This is a genomic window from Streptomyces pristinaespiralis (assembly GCF_001278075.1).
Taxonomy (GTDB): Bacteria; Actinomycetota; Actinomycetes; order Streptomycetales; family Streptomycetaceae; genus Streptomyces; species Streptomyces pristinaespiralis.
Genome location: NZ_CP011340.1, coordinates 5,286,156 through 5,302,610 on the forward strand (window position 1 = coordinate 5,286,156; position 16,455 = coordinate 5,302,610).

Below are 16,455 nucleotides of genomic sequence, written 5' to 3' on the forward strand. Positions count from 1 at the left end.
CACGGCACATCGTCCGACGACGACGGGGTGACTGATGACGGCGTCAGCGCGGGCGGCTCTCAGGAGGAGCGTGCCGGCAGATAGGCATGATTGCTCGCCAGTCCGAGGTCGGAGGGAAGCAGTCCACCGACCCACACGTCGCGCAAGGTGTCCTTGTTGAGGAGCGCCGCGCGCAGCTCCCCCTCCATGCGGAAGCCGGCCTTCTGGGCGACCGCGCGGGAGGCGGTGTTCCCCACCTCGGCGCGCCATTCCAGGCGGGTGGCGCCCAGTCTCATGAAGGCCCAGTGGGAGACGGCGGTGACGCTCTCCGCCATCACGCCCCGGCCCCGGTGCTCCTTGCCCGTCCAGAAGCCGATCTCCCACGTGCCGGAGAAGGTGCGCATGGTCACGGCGACCGAGCCCATCAGCGGGCCGCCCTCCCGCGGCAGCACGGCGAAGGTGCACATCGTGCTGTTGCGCCAGCCGTCCGGGACCGTCTGCTCGGTGAACTCGGCGGCGTGCTGCCATTCGTAGGGGGAGGGAACCGTCGTCCACCGCTGGATGTCGGGGTCCTGACAGGCCTGGTGGACGGACTTCGTGTCCTCGGGGGTGAAGGTCCGCAGCAGCAGGCGTTCGGTGGTGAGGGTGATCGGCTCCATGCCGGGATTCTTGCCACCGCGGCGCGCCGATGCGAGCACTTTCGGCCCTCCACCGGCACCTTCGGCGCTTCCCGCGCGTTCATCTGATGGCGGACGGCAGGCCTCAGTGGCCATGGACCTCCCGACGCGGCCGGGTCCTCGCTTACGATGGCCGATGCGGTGGGGCCCACCTGCCGTGCCCGCGCCAGTGTCCACCACAGACCCAGTGCCAGGCCCGACCGGCAAGGAGACCAACCTCAGTGTCCGTCTTCAACAAGCTCATGCGTGCAGGCGAAGGCAAGATCCTGCGCAAACTGCACCGCATCGCGGACCAGGTCAACTCCATCGAAGAGGACTTCGTCAACCTCTCCGACGCCGAGTTGCGGGCGCTCACGGACGAGTACAAGCAGCGTTACGCAGACGGTGAGAGCCTGGACGACCTGCTTCCCGAGGCCTTCGCCACCGTGCGTGAGGCCGCCAAGCGGGTGCTCGGCCAGCGCCACTACGACGTCCAGCTCATGGGCGGCGCCGCCCTGCACCTCGGCTATGTCGCAGAGATGAAGACCGGTGAGGGCAAGACCCTCGTCGGCACGCTCCCCACCTATCTGAACGCGCTGTCCGGCAAGGGCGTCCACCTGATCACGGTGAACGACTACCTCGCCGAGCGTGACTCCGAGATGATGGGCCGGGTCCACAAGTTCCTGGGCCTCGAAGTCGGCTGCATCCTCGCCAACATGTCGCCGGCCCAGCGCCGTGAGCAGTACAACTGCGACATCACCTACGGCACGAACAACGAGTTCGGTTTCGACTACCTGCGCGACAACATGGCGTGGTCCAAGGACGAGCTCGTCCAGCGCGGCCACAACTTCGCCGTGGTCGACGAGGTCGACTCGATCCTCGTCGACGAGGCCCGTACGCCGCTGATCATCTCCGGTCCCGCCGACCAGGCCACCAAGTGGTACGGCGACTTCGCCAAGCTGGTGACGCGCCTCACCAGGGGTGAGGCGGGCAACCAGCTCAAGGGCATCGAGGAGACCGGCGACTACGAGGTCGACGAGAAGAAGCGCACCGTCGCGATCCACGAGTCCGGTGTCGCCAAGGTCGAGGACTGGCTCGGCATCGACAACCTCTACGAGTCGGTGAACACGCCCCTCGTCGGCTACCTGAACAACGCCATCAAGGCCAAGGAACTGTTCAAGAAGGACAAGGACTACGTCGTCATCGACGGCGAAGTCATGATCGTCGACGAGCACACCGGCCGTATCCTCGCCGGCCGCCGCTACAACGAGGGCATGCACCAGGCGATCGAGGCGAAGGAAGGGGTGGACATCAAGGACGAGAACCAGACCCTCGCCACGATCACCCTCCAGAACTTCTTCCGCCTGTACGACAAGCTGTCCGGCATGACCGGTACGGCCATGACCGAGGCCGCCGAGTTCCACCAGATCTACAAGCTCGGTGTCGTGCCGATCCCGACGAACAGGCCGATGGTCCGCAAGGACCAGTCCGACCTGATCTACCGCACCGAGGTCGCGAAGTTCGCCGCCGTCGTCGACGACATCGCGGAGAAGCACGAGAAGGGCCAGCCGATCCTGGTCGGCACCACCTCGGTCGAGAAGTCCGAGTACCTCTCGCAGCAGCTGAGCAAGCGCGGCATCCAGCACGAGGTCCTCAACGCCAAGCAGCACGACCGTGAGGCGACGATCGTCGCCCAGGCCGGCCGCAAGGGCGCCGTGACCGTCGCCACGAACATGGCCGGCCGTGGTACCGACATCAAGCTCGGCGGCAACCCGGACGACCTGGCCGAGGCCGAGCTGCGCCAGGCCGGTCTCGACCCGGTCGAGCACGTCGAGGAGTGGGCCGCGGCCCTGCCCGCCGCGCTCGAGCGCGCTGAGGCGGCCGTGAAGGCCGAGCACGACGAGGTCAAGGAGCTCGGCGGCCTGTACGTGCTGGGCACCGAGCGCCACGAGTCCCGCCGTATCGACAACCAGCTGCGCGGTCGTTCCGGCCGTCAGGGCGACCCGGGCGAGTCCCGTTTCTACCTCTCGCTCGGCGACGACCTGATGCGCCTGTTCAAGGCACAGATGGTCGAGCGCGTGATGTCGATGGCGAACGTGCCCGACGACGTCCCGATCGAGAACAAGATGGTGACCCGCGCGATCGCCTCCGCGCAGTCCCAGGTCGAGCAGCAGAACTTCGAGACCCGTAAGAACGTCCTGAAGTACGACGAGGTGCTCAACCGGCAGCGCGAGGTCATCTACGGCGAGCGCCGCCGCGTCCTGGAGGGCGAGGACCTGCACGAGCAGGTGCGTCACTTCATGGACGACACCATCGACGCCTACATCCAGGCGGAGACGGTCGAGGGCTTCGCCGAGGAGTGGGACCTGGACCGCCTGTGGGGCGCGTTCAAGCAGCTCTACCCGGTGAAGATCACCGTCGAGGAGCTGGAGGAGGCGGCCGGCGACCGTGCCGGCATCACCGCCGAGTTCATCGCCGACTCGATCAAGGAAGACATCCACCAGCAGTACGACGAGCGTGAGAAGCAGCTCGGCTCGGACATCATGCGTGAGCTCGAGCGGCGCGTGGTGCTGTCGGTCCTGGACCGCAAGTGGCGCGAGCACCTCTACGAGATGGACTACCTCCAGGAGGGCATCGGCCTGCGCGCGATGGCGCAGAAGGACCCCCTGGTCGAGTACCAGCGCGAGGGCTTCGACATGTTCACCGCCATGATGGAGGGCATCAAGGAGGAGTCCGTCGGCTACCTGTTCAACCTGGAGGTCCAGGTCGAGCAGCAGGTCGAGGAGGTCCCGGTGCAGGACGCGGCGGCGAAGACCTCGCTGGCCAAGGAGGACGCGGTTCCGGCCGGCGCCGGCCGTCCCGAGATCCGCGCGAAGGGTCTCGAGGCCCCGCAGCGTCCCGACCGGCTGCACTTCTCCGCCCCGACGGTGGACGGCGAGGGCGGCGTGGTCGAGGGCGACTTCGAGAACGGCGACGGCTCGTCCCGGTCGGAGTCGGACGGGATGACGCGCGCGGAGCGCCGCAAGGCCCAGAAGACGGCGGGCCGTCGTCGCAAGAAGTGACGGCACGCAGTACCGACGGCCGGGGCCGGACACCATGGGGTGTCCGGCCCCGGCCGCGTCTCCCCGGCCGCGGCGGGCCGGCCGCGACCGGGCTTCGACCGGCCGGGCCCTGGTCGCGTGCGGGGCGCGACCGGTCGCCGAAACGGCCGGGCCGGGCCGGGACGTGTCCGGTGCCCCCGGCCCGGCCCGCCCGGTCGAACGGCCGGGTGGAAAGTCCCGTGGGTCGTTGCTGCCGGCCTACCGGGCGCATGAGGCTCCGCGCGGGGCCAGGGAACACCGATGCCCAGCCGGGCCGCCTCTGCGCGCTGGGTCGGCGTAGCCGGGCGCCGGGTCGCGCGCGACCGCTGGTCGGCTCGCTGTGGAGCAGCCGGCTGCCGAACGTCGGGCCGGAGAGGCTCCGGCCCGGTCCGGGTCAAGTCGTACGGGCTGCGTGGGCTGGTTCCGGGGCACCGATGCCCCGCCCGGCCGCCTCTGGGCGCTGGGTCGGCGTAGGGGCCCCCGGCCAGGCCGGGGATCAGTCGGCGCCGAACGCTGGGTCGCAGCCCCGTGCGCTCGGTCAGTCAGCTTGGCCCCGGCGGCTCACGCGCCGCACGGCCTTCAAGTGACCGTGGAGGGGCTGCCGCCGGGCCGGAAGCGCCAAGCCCGGCCGGCCGCGTCCGTTGCTCGCAGGTCGCCGCGGGCTTTGAGCGGGCCGGGCCGGGGTCACGGACTACGCCGTCCAGAGCGGGCGCTGGAGGCCGTCTGAGAGCCCCCTGAGCGCCTCGAGCGGGCCTTGGGGGCCCACGGCCGGTAGAAGCCCTCCGCGCTGCCGGAAGGCCGCTGGCAGGCGATGGCGTCCAGGGCGCCCGGGCGGCCGGCCGCCGACTCGGTGGGCTCCGAGCGGCCGGCCTGCTCGGCGCGCCCCGGGAAACGGGCCATGCCCCGCCCCGCCTCCGACGCATGCGGGGCACCGGCCCACGGCGCCGTCACCGGTCCACGGCGACCTCGATCGCCGCGCAGCGCCAGCGCAGGTCCCGGCCCTGTTCCAGGCGGAACGCCATCGCGCTGACCCGGTCGCCCGAGCCGATGCGGGCGAAGGCCTCGATCACGCCCGGTCCCGGGTGGAACTCGCCGCAGTGGCGGACGACCGGTGTGGCCCGGTCCGCCGGAAGCAACGGCGTCTCCGGCGCGAGCCGGACCAACTGTTCGTAGGCCTCGCCGATCGTGTGCCCGAGCATCCAGTGCACCGGGCGCCGGCCGCTCAGTACCGCGAGCAGGCGGTCGGCGAACCAGTAGTGCGGTTTGTGCATCCTGCCGCGTGCCCGGGTCAGTGCCGCCGCCGCGTGGGCGGCGGGCCTGCGCTGGTCGTGACGGCCTGCGGGCCTGGTCCTGTCCATACGGATCGCCCCCGATGTGCTGGTCCCGGGCTGAGTACCGGGAGGTAGCTTCGACGGGGCACTTCTATGGCGTGCGCACCTTTGCCGCAAAGCGGCGAAAGCGCCCACAGCGGTGGCCGCGAACTTCACCTATCAGGGTGACGAGGTGCCGCAACGCCGGGCCGCACGGGCCTTCGAGGGGGTACCGGGTGGACGGCGGGACGGCCCCCGAGCGCACCCCGAAGGGGTACGCCGCACGTATCCTGAGGGCGATCACCAGGGCGATCACCGACTACGAAAGCGGCCTGTCATGCGCGTGTACGTCCCCCTGACCCTCCCCGGTCTCGCAGCGGCGCACAAGGCGGGCGAACTGGGCCCCGGTCCGCTGACCGCCTACGCCGTCACGCCCGGACTGCGCGAGTGGTACGTCTCCGACGACATCGAGGAACTGGAGTACGCGGCGCTCAGCCGCGCCGCCGCCGCGTCCCTGCGGATGATGGCCGGCGCCCCGGACGCGGCCCGGCGTCGGGTGGTCGTGGCCGTCGACGTGCCGGACCAGGCCGCCGTCGCCGATCCCGACCAGGTCCTCGATGTTGGTGCGCTCGGCGAGGTGCGGATCGCCGCGGCCGTGCCGATGTCCAAGGCGGCAGCCGTCCATGTGGACGCCGACGACGCGGTGGACGACGTCTCGGCCGCGGTCGCGGCGCTCGGCGCGGCCGACCACGGTGACGACGACGCGCAGTTCACCGTCGACGGGGCGGAGGACCACGAGCTGCTCTGGTTCGGCGTGCAGGAGATCCCCAACATCGTCGGCTGACCGGCCGCGCCAGGCTGTCGCACCCGGCGACCGGCGACCGGCGCGCGCAGGCCTTCGTATCGGTGACCGGCAGCCTGCCGGCCCCTCGCACCGGCGACCGCCACGCGCCAGGCTGCCCTACCCGGCGACCGGTCGTGCGCCTGCCTGTCGCACCCGGCCTGTACGGTTTTCGCCATGGGCAAGCAGGGGACGCAGGCGCATCTGGTCTGGGACTGGAACGGCACACTGCTCGACGACATCGGCGCGGTCATCGCGGCCACGAACGCCGCCTTCGCGGAGCTGGGGCTCGAGCAGATCACGCTCGAGCGGTACCGGGAGCTGTACTGCGTGCCCGTCCCCCGCTTCTACGAGCGGCTCATGGGACGGCTACCGACGAACGACGAATGGCTCGTGATGGACGCGGCCTTCCACAAGCACTACTGGACCCGCGCGGAGACATGCGGGCTCGCCGCGGGCGCCGCCGAGCTGCTCGTCCGCCGTCAGAGTGCCGGTCTGACGCAGTCGCTGCTGTCCCTCGCCCCGCACGAACATCTGGTGCCGATCGTGCGCCGGCACGGCATCGAGGAGCGCTTCGTGCGCGTCGACGGCCGGATCGGCGCGTCGACCGCCGGCAAGGCCGAGCACATGGTGCGGCACCTGGCGCAGCTCGCCGGCGTGCGCGCCGAGCACGTCGTCGTCATCGGTGACGCCGCGGACGACGCCGTCGCGGCGGCCCACGTCGGCGCGAAGGCCGTGCTGTACACCGGCGGATCGCACAGCCGCGCCAGTCTGGAGCGGGTCGGGGTGCCGGTGGTCGACTCGCTCGAGGAGGCGGTCGAGGTGGCGGAGGAGCTCGTGGCCGGCTGACCGGCCACGAGGCGCTACGTCACCGGCGCCGTCGCCCGCAGCACCTTGAGGAACTCCCGCATCCACACCGGATGGTCCGGCCAGGCACGCGAGGAGACCAGCGACCCGTCCACGACCGCCGCCACGTCCTGGAACGACGCCCCGGCCGCCTGCATGTCCAGTTCGAGCGCCGGGTACGAGGTGACCCGGCGTCCCTCCAGGCCGCCGGTCGCCGCGGTCAGCAGCGGGCCGTGGCAGATCTGGGCCACCGGCTTGTCGGAGTCGAAGAACGCCTTGAGGATCTTGCGGAGCTCGGGGTCGTTGCGCAGGTACTCGGGCGCGCGGCCGCCGGGAATCACGATGGCGGCGTACGCCCCGGGCTCGACCTCGGAGAACGCCAGGTCGGCCTGCCAGGTGTAGCCCGGCTTCTCGGTGTAGGTGTCGAAGCCCGGCTCGAAGTCGTGCACGACGAACTGCAGCTTCTTGCGGGCGGGGGCCGCGATGTGCACCTCGTACCCCTCCTCCAGCAGCCGCTGGTACGGGTAGAGGACCTCCAGGGACTCTGCGGCGTCCCCGGTGACGATGAGGATCTTCGTGGTCATGGCTGCTCCCGGTTGATTGGTTGCCAAGAGGGCCTGTGTCGCTGTCCAGACTGTCAAACTTCGGACCCCGCTTTTGTACACATACGGCTCATGACGGGGCGGGGGTGCGGGGAGATAGCCTGGGGGCGTGATCAGCGCGATATGCCGTGGGGGCAGCGAAGCCCCCGGCCTGCGCCCGGACCGCCACCGCGTCCGGGCGATCGCTGACCCCTCCCGTCCGGACTGTCTCCGTCAGACAGAAATGGCCGATACCGGCTCGGACGACTCTCATCGCGGCATACCGTCGACTGCGACCGGACACCCCGGGACGCGGCGATCCGTCGCATCTTTCACCTACGTCACGCAACGGCGCGCGACAGGAGCCAGAGGACATGCAGACCAAGCTGGACGAAGCCAAGGCCGAGCTGCTCGCACGGGCCGCCCGGGTAGCTGAGAACAGCCCGGCCGGGGGGCACCTTCCGACTGGGACAGAGCAGGGGAAGCGTCCTGACCAGGACACCCTGCTCACGTACCTCCAGCGCTACTACCTGCACACAGCTCCGGAGGACCTCACCGGCCGCGACCCGGTCGACGTCTTCGGAGCGGCACTTTCCCACTACCGGCTGGCGGAAAACCGCCCGCAGGGCACCGCGAACGTCCGCGTCCACACGCCGACCGTGGAGGAGAACGGCTGGACCTGCAGCCACTCCGTCGTGGAAGTCGTCACCGACGACATGCCCTTCCTCGTCGACTCCGTCACCAACGAGCTCTCCCGCCAGGGCCGCGGCATCCATGTCGTGATCCACCCGCAGGTCGTCGCCCGCCGTGATGTGACCGGCAAGCTGATCGAGGTCCTGCCCTCGGACACGCACGCCAAGGACCTCCCGCACGACGCCCTCGTCGAGTCCTGGATCCACGTCGAGATCGACCGCGAGACCGACCGCGCCGACCTGAAGCAGATCACCGCCGATCTGCTGCGTGTCCTGTCCGACGTCCGGGAGGCCGTCGAGGACTGGGAGAAGATGCGCGACGCCGCGCTGCGGATCGCCGAGCAGCTGCCCGACGAGCCCAAGGCCGACGACCTGCCGGAGCAGGAGGTCGAGGAGGCCCGTGAGCTGCTGCGCTGGCTCGCCTCCGACCACTTCACCTTCCTCGGCTACCGGGAGTACGAGCTCACCGACTCCGACGCGCTGGCCGCCGTCCCCGGCACCGGCCTCGGCATCCTGCGCTCCGACCCGCCGCACCACGAGGACGAGGCCCACCCGGTCAGCCCGTCCTTCAGCCGGCTGCCGGCCGACGCCCGCGCCAAGGCCCGTGAGCACAAGCTGCTCGTGCTGACGAAGGCCAACAGCCGCGCCACCGTGCACCGCCCCAGCTACCTGGACTACGTCGGCGTCAAGAAGTTCGACGCCGAAGGCAACGTCGTCGGGGAGCGCCGCTTCCTCGGCCTGTTCTCCTCCGCCGCGTACACCGAGTCGGTGCGCCGCGTGCCCGTCGTGCGCCGCAAGGTCGCGGAGGTCCTCCAGGGCGCGGGCTTCTCGCCCAACAGCCACGACGGCCGCGACCTGCTGCAGATCCTCGAGACCTACCCGCGTGACGAGCTCTTCCAGACGCCCGCCGACCAGTTGCGTGCGATCGTCACCAGCGTCCTCTACCTCCAGGAGCGCCGCCGGCTGCGGCTGTACCTGCGGCAGGACGAGTACGGGCGCTACTACTCCGCGCTGGTCTACCTGCCGCGCGACCGCTACACCACCGGTGTGCGGCTGCGCCTGATCGAGATCCTCAAGGAGGAACTCGGCGGTACCAGCGTCGACTTCACCGCCTGGAACACCGAGTCGATCCTCTCCCGTATCCACTTCGTGGTGCGCGTGCCCGCCGGCACCGAGCTGCCGCACCTCACCGACGCGGACACCGAGCGCATCGAGGCGCGGCTGGTCGAGGCCGCGCGCTCCTGGGCCGACGGCTTCGGCGAGGCGCTGAACGCCGAGTTCGGCGAGGAACGCGCCGCCGAGCTGCTGCGCCGCTACGCCGGCGCCTTCCAGGAGGGCTACAAGGCCGACCACTCGCCGCGCTCCGCCGTGGCCGACCTGGTCCGCATGGAGGAGCTCGCCGAGTCCGGCAAGGACTTCGCGCTGTCCCTGTACGAGCCGGTCGGGGCGGGCCCCGGCGAGCGGCGCTTCAAGATCTACCGGACCGGCGAGCAGGTCTCCCTGTCCGCGGTGCTGCCCGTGCTGCAGCGCCTCGGCTGCGAGGTCGTCGACGAGCGCCCGTACGAGCTGCGCTGCGCCGACCGGACGCACGCCTGGATCTACGACTTCGGGCTGCGCATGCCGAAGACGGGCGCGAACGGCGACTACCTCGCCGACGACGCCCGCGAGCGCTTCCAGGACGCCTTCGCCGCCGTGTGGACGGGCGAGGCCGAGAACGACGGCTTCAACGCGCTGGTGCTCGGCGCGGGCCTCAACTGGCGCGAGGCCATGGTGCTGCGCGCGTACGCGAAGTACCTGCGCCAGGCCGGTTCGACCTTCAGCCAGGACTACATGGAGGACACCCTCCGCAACAACGTCCACACCACCCGGCTGCTGGTCTCGCTCTTCGAGGCGCGGATGTCGCCGGACCGCCAGCGGGCCGGCACCGAACTGATCGACGGGCTGCTCGAGGAGCTCGACGGCGCGCTCGACCAGGTGGCCAGCCTCGACGAGGACCGCATCCTGCGGGCCTTCCTCACCGTCATCAAGGCCACCCTGCGCACCAACTTCTTCCAGGAGGCGGCAGGCGGCGCCCCGCACGGCTATGTGTCGATGAAGTTCGACCCGCAGGCCATCCCGGACCTGCCCGCGCCGCGCCCCGCGTTCGAGATCTGGGTGTACTCGCCGCGGGTCGAGGGTGTCCACCTGCGCTTCGGCAAGGTCGCCCGGGGCGGTCTGCGCTGGTCCGACCGGCGTGAGGACTTCCGTACGGAGATCCTCGGCCTGGTCAAGGCGCAGATGGTGAAGAACACCGTGATCGTGCCGGTCGGCGCCAAGGGCGGCTTCGTCGCCAAGCAGCTGCCCGACCCGTCGGTCAACCGTGACGCCTGGCTGGCCGAGGGCATCGCCTGCTACCGGATCTTCATCTCGGCGCTGCTCGACATCACCGACAACCTGGTCGCGGGCGAGGTCGTCCCGCCGGCCCAGGTGGTCCGGCACGACGAGGACGACACGTACCTCGTCGTCGCCGCCGACAAGGGCACCGCGTCCTTCTCCGACATCGCCAACGAGGTCGCGGTCGCGTACAACTTCTGGCTCGGTGACGCCTTCGCGTCCGGCGGCTCCGCCGGATACGACCACAAGGGCATGGGCATCACCGCCCGCGGCGCCTGGGAGTCGGTCAAGCGGCACTTCCGCGAGCTCGGCCACGACACCCAGACCGAGGACTTCACGGTCGTGGGCGTCGGAGACATGTCCGGCGACGTGTTCGGCAACGGCATGCTGCTCAGCGAGCACATCCGGCTGGTCGCGGCGTTCGACCACCGCCACATCTTCATCGACCCGAACCCGGACGCGGCCCTCTCGTACGCCGAGCGCCGCCGGCTCTTCGAGCTGCCCCGTTCCTCCTGGGCCGACTACAACAAGGAACTGCTGTCCCAGGGCGGCGGCATCCACCCGCGCACGGCCAAGTCGATCCCGGTCAACGCGGCGATGCGCGAGGCCCTCGGCATCGGTCCCGGCATCGCGAAGCTGACGCCGGCGGAGCTGATGCAGGCCATCCTCAAGGCTCCGGTCGACCTGCTGTGGAACGGCGGCATCGGCACCTACGTCAAGGCCTCCACCGAGTCGAACGCCGACGTCGGCGACAAGGCCAACGACGCCATCCGCGTCAACGGCGAGGACCTGCGGGTCCGGGTCGTCGGCGAGGGCGGCAACCTGGGTCTGACCCAGCTCGGCCGGATCGAGTTCGACCGCAACGGCGGAAAGATCAACACCGACGCCATCGACAACAGCGCCGGCGTCGACACCTCCGACCACGAGGTCAACATCAAGATCCTGCTCAACGGCCTGGTCGCGGACGGCGACATGACCGTCAAGCAGCGCAACCAGCTGCTGGCGCAGATGACCGACGAGGTCGGCGCGCTGGTGCTGCGCAACAACTACGCGCAGAACACCGCGCTCGCCAACGCGGTCACCCAGTCACCGTCCCTGCTCCACGCCCACCAGCGGTTCATGCGCCGCCTCGGCCGTGACGGACGCCTGGACCGGGCGCTGGAGTTCCTGCCCAACGACCGCCAGATCCGTGAACTGCTGGCCGCGGGCAAGGGACTGAGCCAGCCCGAGCTGGCCGTCCTCCTCGCCTACACGAAGATCACGGTGGCGGACGAGCTGATCGGGACGGACCTGCCGGACGACCCGTACCTGAGGCGGCTGCTGCACGCCTACTTCCCCAAGCCGCTGCAGGAGCAGTTCGGTGAGGCGATCGACGCGCACGCGCTGCGCCGCGAGATCGTGACGACGGTGCTCGTCAACGACACGGTCAACACCGGTGGTTCGACGTTCCTGCACCGGCTGCGCGAGGAGACCGGCGCGTCGATCGAGGAGATCGTGCGGGCGCAGACCGCGGCCCGGGAGATCTTCGGGCTCAGCGCCGTGTGGGACGCGGTCGAGGCACTGGACAACCAGGTCGCGGCGGACGTCCAGACCCGGATCCGGCTGCACTCGCGCCGCCTCGTCGAGCGCGGTACGCGGTGGCTGCTGGGCAACCGGCCGCAGCCGCTGGAGCTGGCCGGGACGATCGAGTTCTTCGCCGAGCGCGTCGAACAGGTGTGGACAGAGCTGCCGAAGATGCTGCGGGGCGCGGACCTGGACTGGTACCAGGGCATCCTCGACGAGCTCACGGGGGAGGGCGTTCCCGAGTTCCTCGCGCTGCGGGTGGCCGGCTTCTCTTCCGCCTTCCCGACGCTCGACATCGTGGCGATCTCGGACCGCACCGGTCAGGAACCGCTGGCGGTCGCCGAGGTGTACTACGACCTCGCCGACCGGCTCGCCATCACCCAGCTGATGGACCGGATCATCGAACTGCCGCGGGCCGACCGCTGGCAGTCCATGGCCCGAGCCTCCATCCGTGAGGACCTGTACGCGGCACACGCCGCGCTCACCGCCGTCGTGCTGTCGGTGGGCAACGGGACCTCCACCCCGGAGGAGCGCTTCAAGGCCTGGGAGCAGAAGAACGCGGCGATCCTGGGCAGGGCGCGGACGACGCTGGAGGAGATCCAGAGCTCGGACACGTTCGACCTGGCGAACCTGTCGGTGGCGATGCGGACGATGCGGCAGCTGCTGCGTACCCACAGCTGACGCCACTCCGAACGGACCCGGTCGCCCCTCGGGGGCGGCCGGGTCCGTGTGTGTGTCAGGCGTCGCCGCGCAGGCGGTGCAGCCAGCCGGTCCGCGGGTCGCGGGCGTCGGGGGACACCTTGGCCGACGCGCGGGCGATGGCCGTCACCGCCGAGGCGACGCGCTTCGGGAGCCAGCCGGCCGCGGCGAAGTCGGTACCTGCGCCGCACAGTTGTGCCACCTCCGCAGCCGTCGGACGGTCCTCCGGGCGCGCCGTCAGCGTCGCGGCCAGGAGCCGGCGGAGCGCGGGCGGATGGGCGGAGAGGTCGGGAGGGTCGCGGTCGGTGCCGGCGATGCGGGTGGCGACGACCAGGCCGCCGCCCTCGCCGTAAGGGTGGCGCCCGGTGGCCGCCTCCGCGGCGACGAGGCCCAGCGTGAACACGTCGGAGGCGGGTGTGACCTGCCGGCCCAGCGCGTGTTCGGGGGACATGTACTTCGGCGTGCCGACCATCCGCCCGACGGTGGTGAGGACGGAGGTGCCGTCCGCGGCGCGTGCGATGCCGAAGTCGAGGAGCCACGGCCCTTCCGCGGACAGCAGCAGGTTCCCCGGCTTCACGTCGCGGTGGACGAAGCCCGCGGTGTGCACGGCGTCCAGCGCGCGTGCCGCGCCGGCCGTCAGCCCGAGGACGCACTCCGGCGGCAGTGGCCCGTGGCCGGCGAGGGCGTCGCCGAGCGGCAGGCCGGGGACGTAACGGGTGGCGAGCCACGGCAGGTCCGCCTCCGCGTCGTGGTCGACGACCTGGACCAGATGCGGGCCGCTCACCCGGCGTGCGGCCTCGACCTCGCGGGCGAAGCGTCTGCGGAACTTCTCGCTCCGGGCGTGCTCGCGGCGGATGAGCTTGAGGGCGACGGGAAGTGACGCGCCGTCGCGGCCGCGGGTGAGGAAGACGGTTCCCATGCCGCCCTCACCGATCCGTGCCCGGAGCGCGTATCCGGCGATCTCGCGCGGGTCGTCGTCCCGCAGCGGCTGCGGCCCTCGACCGCCCATACCAACCGCCCCCTCGGCTGTCCGGCACCGGCAGGGAGCCTACCGCGCGGGCCGCTTCCCGGGCCCGGTCCCGGCGCCGCCCTTGTTACCGGCCGCGGTGAACTCCTCGTACGCCGTGACGACTTCCTTCGCCGGGCCGTCCATGCGCAGGACTCCCGCTTCCAGCCAGAGCGCGCGGTCGCAGCTCTCGGTGATGGTCGAGTTGCTGTGGCTGACCAGGAAGACCGTGCCGGCCTGCTGCCGCAGCTCCTCGATGCGCTGCCGGCTGCGGCGCCGGAAGCGGGCGTCGCCGGTGGACAGCGCCTCGTCGATGAGCAGTACGTCGTGGCTCTTGGCGGCGGCGATCGAGAAGCGCAGCCTGGCGCCCATGCCGGAGGAGTACGTCCGCATCGGCAGCGAGACGAAGTCGCCCTTCTCGTTGATGCCGGAGAAGTCGACGATGTCGTCGTAGCGGTCGCGGATCTGGTCGCGGGTCATGCCCATGGCGAGGCCGCCGAGGATGATGTTGCGCTCGCCGGTCAGGTCGGACATCAGCGCGGCGTTGACCCCGAGGAGGGACGGCTGCCCCGCCGTGTAGACCTTGCCCTTCGCGGTCGGCAGGAGGCCGGCGACGGCCTTGAGCAGCGTGGACTTGCCCGAGCCGTTGGAGCCGATCAGGCCGATCGCCTCGCCACGGTACGCGGCGAAGCTGACGCCCTTGACGGCGTGCACCTCGCGTACACCGGGCTGCGACCCGCGGGAGACGATCCGGCTGAGGGCGGAGGTGGCGCTTCCCCGGCCGGTGCGCGGGCCGTTGACGCGGTAGGTGATGTGGACGCCGTCGACGACCACGGTGGGGGTGGGTTCCCCGGTCGGACGGTTCGCGTTCTCAGCCACGGCCGTAGTGCTCCTCAGCCTTCCAGAAGTACAGGAATCCGCCGGCCCCGCAGAGCACGGCCCACGCCAGGGCCGCGGCCCAGACGTGCGGCGGCAGCCGGTCCGCGGTGAACGAGTCGATGAACGAGAAGCGCACCAGGTCGATGTAGAGCGCGGCCGGGTTGTACTGCAGCGCGAGAGCCACCAGGTGCGGCAGGTCCCGATCGCCGACCACCTTGTCGACCGACCACATCACGCCCGACGCGTACATCCAGGTGCGCAACAGGAACGGCACCAGTTGGGAGATGTCGGGGGTGCGGGCGGCGACGCGGGCCATGGCCATGGACAGGCCGGTGCTGAAGACGGCCTGGAGCAGCAGCGCGGGGACCGCGAGCAGCCAGGAGGCCGTGGGGAGCTGGCCGAAGCCGACGAGGATCACGAGGAGCGCGCCGAGCGAGAACAGCAGTTGCTGGAGCTGTTGCAGGGCGAGCGCGACGGGCAGCGCGGCGCGCGGGAAGTGCAGGGCCCTGACCAGGCCGATGTTCCCGGAGATCGCGCGGGTGCCGGCCGTGATCGTGTTGGCGGTGAAGGTCCAGATGAACACGCCCGTGACCAGGAACGGCACGAAGTCGGGGACATGGTGGGCGGTGCCGAGCAGCACGCCGAAGATCAGGTAGTAGACGGCGGCGTTGAGCAGCGGGGTCATCAGCTGCCACAGCTGCCCGAGGCGGGCCTGGCTGTACTGGGCGGTGAGTTTGGCGGTCGCGAACGCGGTGATGAAGTGACGCCGCGACCAGAGCTGCCGGACGTACGCGGGGAGGGTGGGCCGGGCGCCGCTGACGGTCAGCCCGTGGCGTGCGGCGAGCGCGGCGAGGTCGGTGGGTGCGGTGGGAGCGGCCGGGCTGTCGGGGGCCGTCCGTGCCGGGTCCGACGGGGGCGCGGTGGGGCTGGCGATGGTCACGCGGGCTCGCTTTCGAAGCGCGTGCAGGGGCGGGGCGCGGTCAGGACCGCCTCGAGACATCGATGGAACGGGACCGTATCGTCGCTACGGGCACAGTAGGACGGTGTGACGTCGGAACGCAACCGTTTCGTCGTCGCCGCGTATGCTCCTGGGCATGACGACCGACCCCAGAAGCCCGCGACGCGCCCCCGCAGGAGCCGCCGTGCTCCGGGAGGACGTGACCGACGCCATCCGGGCCGCCGTCTTCGACGAACTGGCAGCCGTCGGCTTCGCCCGGATGTCGATCGAGGGCATCGCCCGGCGGGCGGGCGTCGGGAAGACCGCCGTCTACCGGCGCTGGAAGTCCAAGCTGTCCCTGGTGCTGGACCTCGTCTCGGCCTTCGCCGCACAGGGCCTGCCGGCACCGGCCACGGGCTCCCTGTACGGGGACGTGCGGGCCCTGCTGGAGGTCGCCGCGCACGCGCTGCGCCACCCCGTGGCCTCGCAGGTCATCCCCGACCTGCTGGTGGAGGCCGCGCGCAACCCCGAGATCGCGGACGCGATCAAGGCGGCGCTCCTGGACGGTCAGCGGGGCGTGGCCGCGCTGATCGTCCGGGACGCGGTGGCGCGCGGCGAACTCGCGGAGTCGGCGGACCCGGACCGGGCGCTCGACGTGATCGTCGGGCCGCTGTACTGGCGGCTGGTGGTGGTGCGGGGCGACCTGCCGGACGGCTACCTCGACGAGGTGGCACGGGGAGCGGTGGCGGCGCTGCGGGCCTGAGCGGCTGCGGGCGCCGGGCCGACGGCTCATCCGGACGGCCCGGACGGTGCGCGGTGGCGACTCCGCGACGAGGAGGCGTACCTCGCCGAGTGCCGGCGCCCGCTCGCGCGACAGGGCCTGGGGGACGCCGGTGCGGCGGTCGCCGTCATCGGCCCGATGCCCGAGGAGATCGCCCGACCCGCCGTACGGGTGATTCACGTGCCGGGATCACGCCGAAGATCGCAGCGCAGTGAACTCCCCGGCATTTAAG

11 protein-coding genes are annotated in these 16,455 nt (G+C 71.1%); 5 read left to right on the forward strand and 6 right to left on the reverse strand.

The features are described from left to right. Positions 1–59: 59 nt before the first annotated feature. The gene (locus SPRI_RS22545; RefSeq protein WP_037776725.1) at positions 60–638 is read right to left on the reverse strand and encodes a GNAT family N-acetyltransferase; all 579 of its coding nucleotides are present in this window, start codon (positions 636–638) and stop codon (positions 60–62) included. Between the two features lie 239 nt (positions 639–877). Here SPRI_RS22545 and secA point away from each other — a divergent pair, with 239 nt between their 5' ends. Continuing rightward, a complete protein-coding gene (gene secA / locus SPRI_RS22550; RefSeq protein WP_053557242.1) occupies positions 878–3,697 on the forward strand; it encodes a preprotein translocase subunit SecA in 2,820 nt (939 codons plus the stop codon). A gap of 965 nt (positions 3,698–4,662) precedes the next feature. Here secA and SPRI_RS22555 read toward each other — a convergent pair. After that, positions 4,663–5,073 (reverse strand): Rv3235 family protein, encoded by a 411-nt coding sequence (locus SPRI_RS22555; protein ID WP_050791550.1) that lies wholly within the window; start codon positions 5,071–5,073, stop codon positions 4,663–4,665. 289 nt (positions 5,074–5,362) lie between these two features. On the opposite strand from SPRI_RS22555, the gene SPRI_RS22560 reads away from it, so the two are divergent. Both SPRI_RS22560 and SPRI_RS22565 read left to right on the forward strand, forming a co-directional pair. Next, complete coding sequence (locus SPRI_RS22560) at positions 5,363–5,869, forward strand: DUF6912 family protein (protein ID WP_005316863.1); 507 nt, start codon at positions 5,363–5,365, stop codon at positions 5,867–5,869. 174 nt (positions 5,870–6,043) lie between these two features. Next, the gene (locus SPRI_RS22565; RefSeq protein WP_005316865.1) at positions 6,044–6,715 is read left to right on the forward strand and encodes an HAD family hydrolase; all 672 of its coding nucleotides are present in this window, start codon (positions 6,044–6,046) and stop codon (positions 6,713–6,715) included. 14 nt (positions 6,716–6,729) lie between these two features. Here SPRI_RS22565 and SPRI_RS22570 read toward each other — a convergent pair whose 3' ends face one another. Further along, positions 6,730–7,296 carry a DJ-1/PfpI family protein gene (locus tag SPRI_RS22570; protein WP_005316866.1) on the reverse strand — a complete coding sequence of 189 codons (567 nt, stop codon included), beginning with the start codon at positions 7,294–7,296 and terminating at the stop codon, positions 6,730–6,732. Positions 7,297–7,667: 371 nt separating this feature from the next. Here SPRI_RS22570 and SPRI_RS22575 point away from each other — a divergent pair, with 371 nt between their 5' ends. Continuing rightward, positions 7,668–12,602: an NAD-glutamate dehydrogenase gene (locus SPRI_RS22575; RefSeq protein ID WP_005316868.1), complete on the forward strand. Its 4,935-nt coding sequence runs from the start codon at positions 7,668–7,670 to the stop codon at positions 12,600–12,602. A gap of 55 nt (positions 12,603–12,657) precedes the next feature. On the opposite strand, the gene SPRI_RS22580 is transcribed toward SPRI_RS22575, so the two are convergent. Genes SPRI_RS22580 through SPRI_RS22590 form a run of 3 tightly spaced genes read right to left on the reverse strand, consistent with a single transcriptional unit; the run spans position 12,658 to position 15,439 of the window. Continuing rightward, entirely contained in the window at positions 12,658–13,629 is a 972-nt protein-coding gene (locus SPRI_RS22580; protein WP_005316870.1) for a serine/threonine-protein kinase, read from the reverse strand. 39 nt (positions 13,630–13,668) lie between these two features. Further along, the gene (locus tag SPRI_RS22585) at positions 13,669–14,505 is read right to left on the reverse strand and encodes an ABC transporter ATP-binding protein (RefSeq protein WP_005316872.1); all 837 of its coding nucleotides are present in this window, start codon (positions 14,503–14,505) and stop codon (positions 13,669–13,671) included. Further along, positions 14,498–15,439 carry an ABC transporter permease gene (locus SPRI_RS22590; protein WP_037776727.1) on the reverse strand — a complete coding sequence of 314 codons (942 nt, stop codon included), beginning with the start codon at positions 15,437–15,439 and terminating at the stop codon, positions 14,498–14,500. Before SPRI_RS22590 ends, SPRI_RS22585 begins: the two co-directional genes overlap by 8 nt. A gap of 148 nt (positions 15,440–15,587) precedes the next feature. On the opposite strand from SPRI_RS22590, the gene SPRI_RS22595 reads away from it, so the two are divergent. Then, positions 15,588–16,205: a TetR/AcrR family transcriptional regulator gene (locus tag SPRI_RS22595; RefSeq protein ID WP_005316876.1), complete on the forward strand. Its 618-nt coding sequence runs from the start codon at positions 15,588–15,590 to the stop codon at positions 16,203–16,205. Positions 16,206–16,455 lie beyond the last annotated feature (250 nt).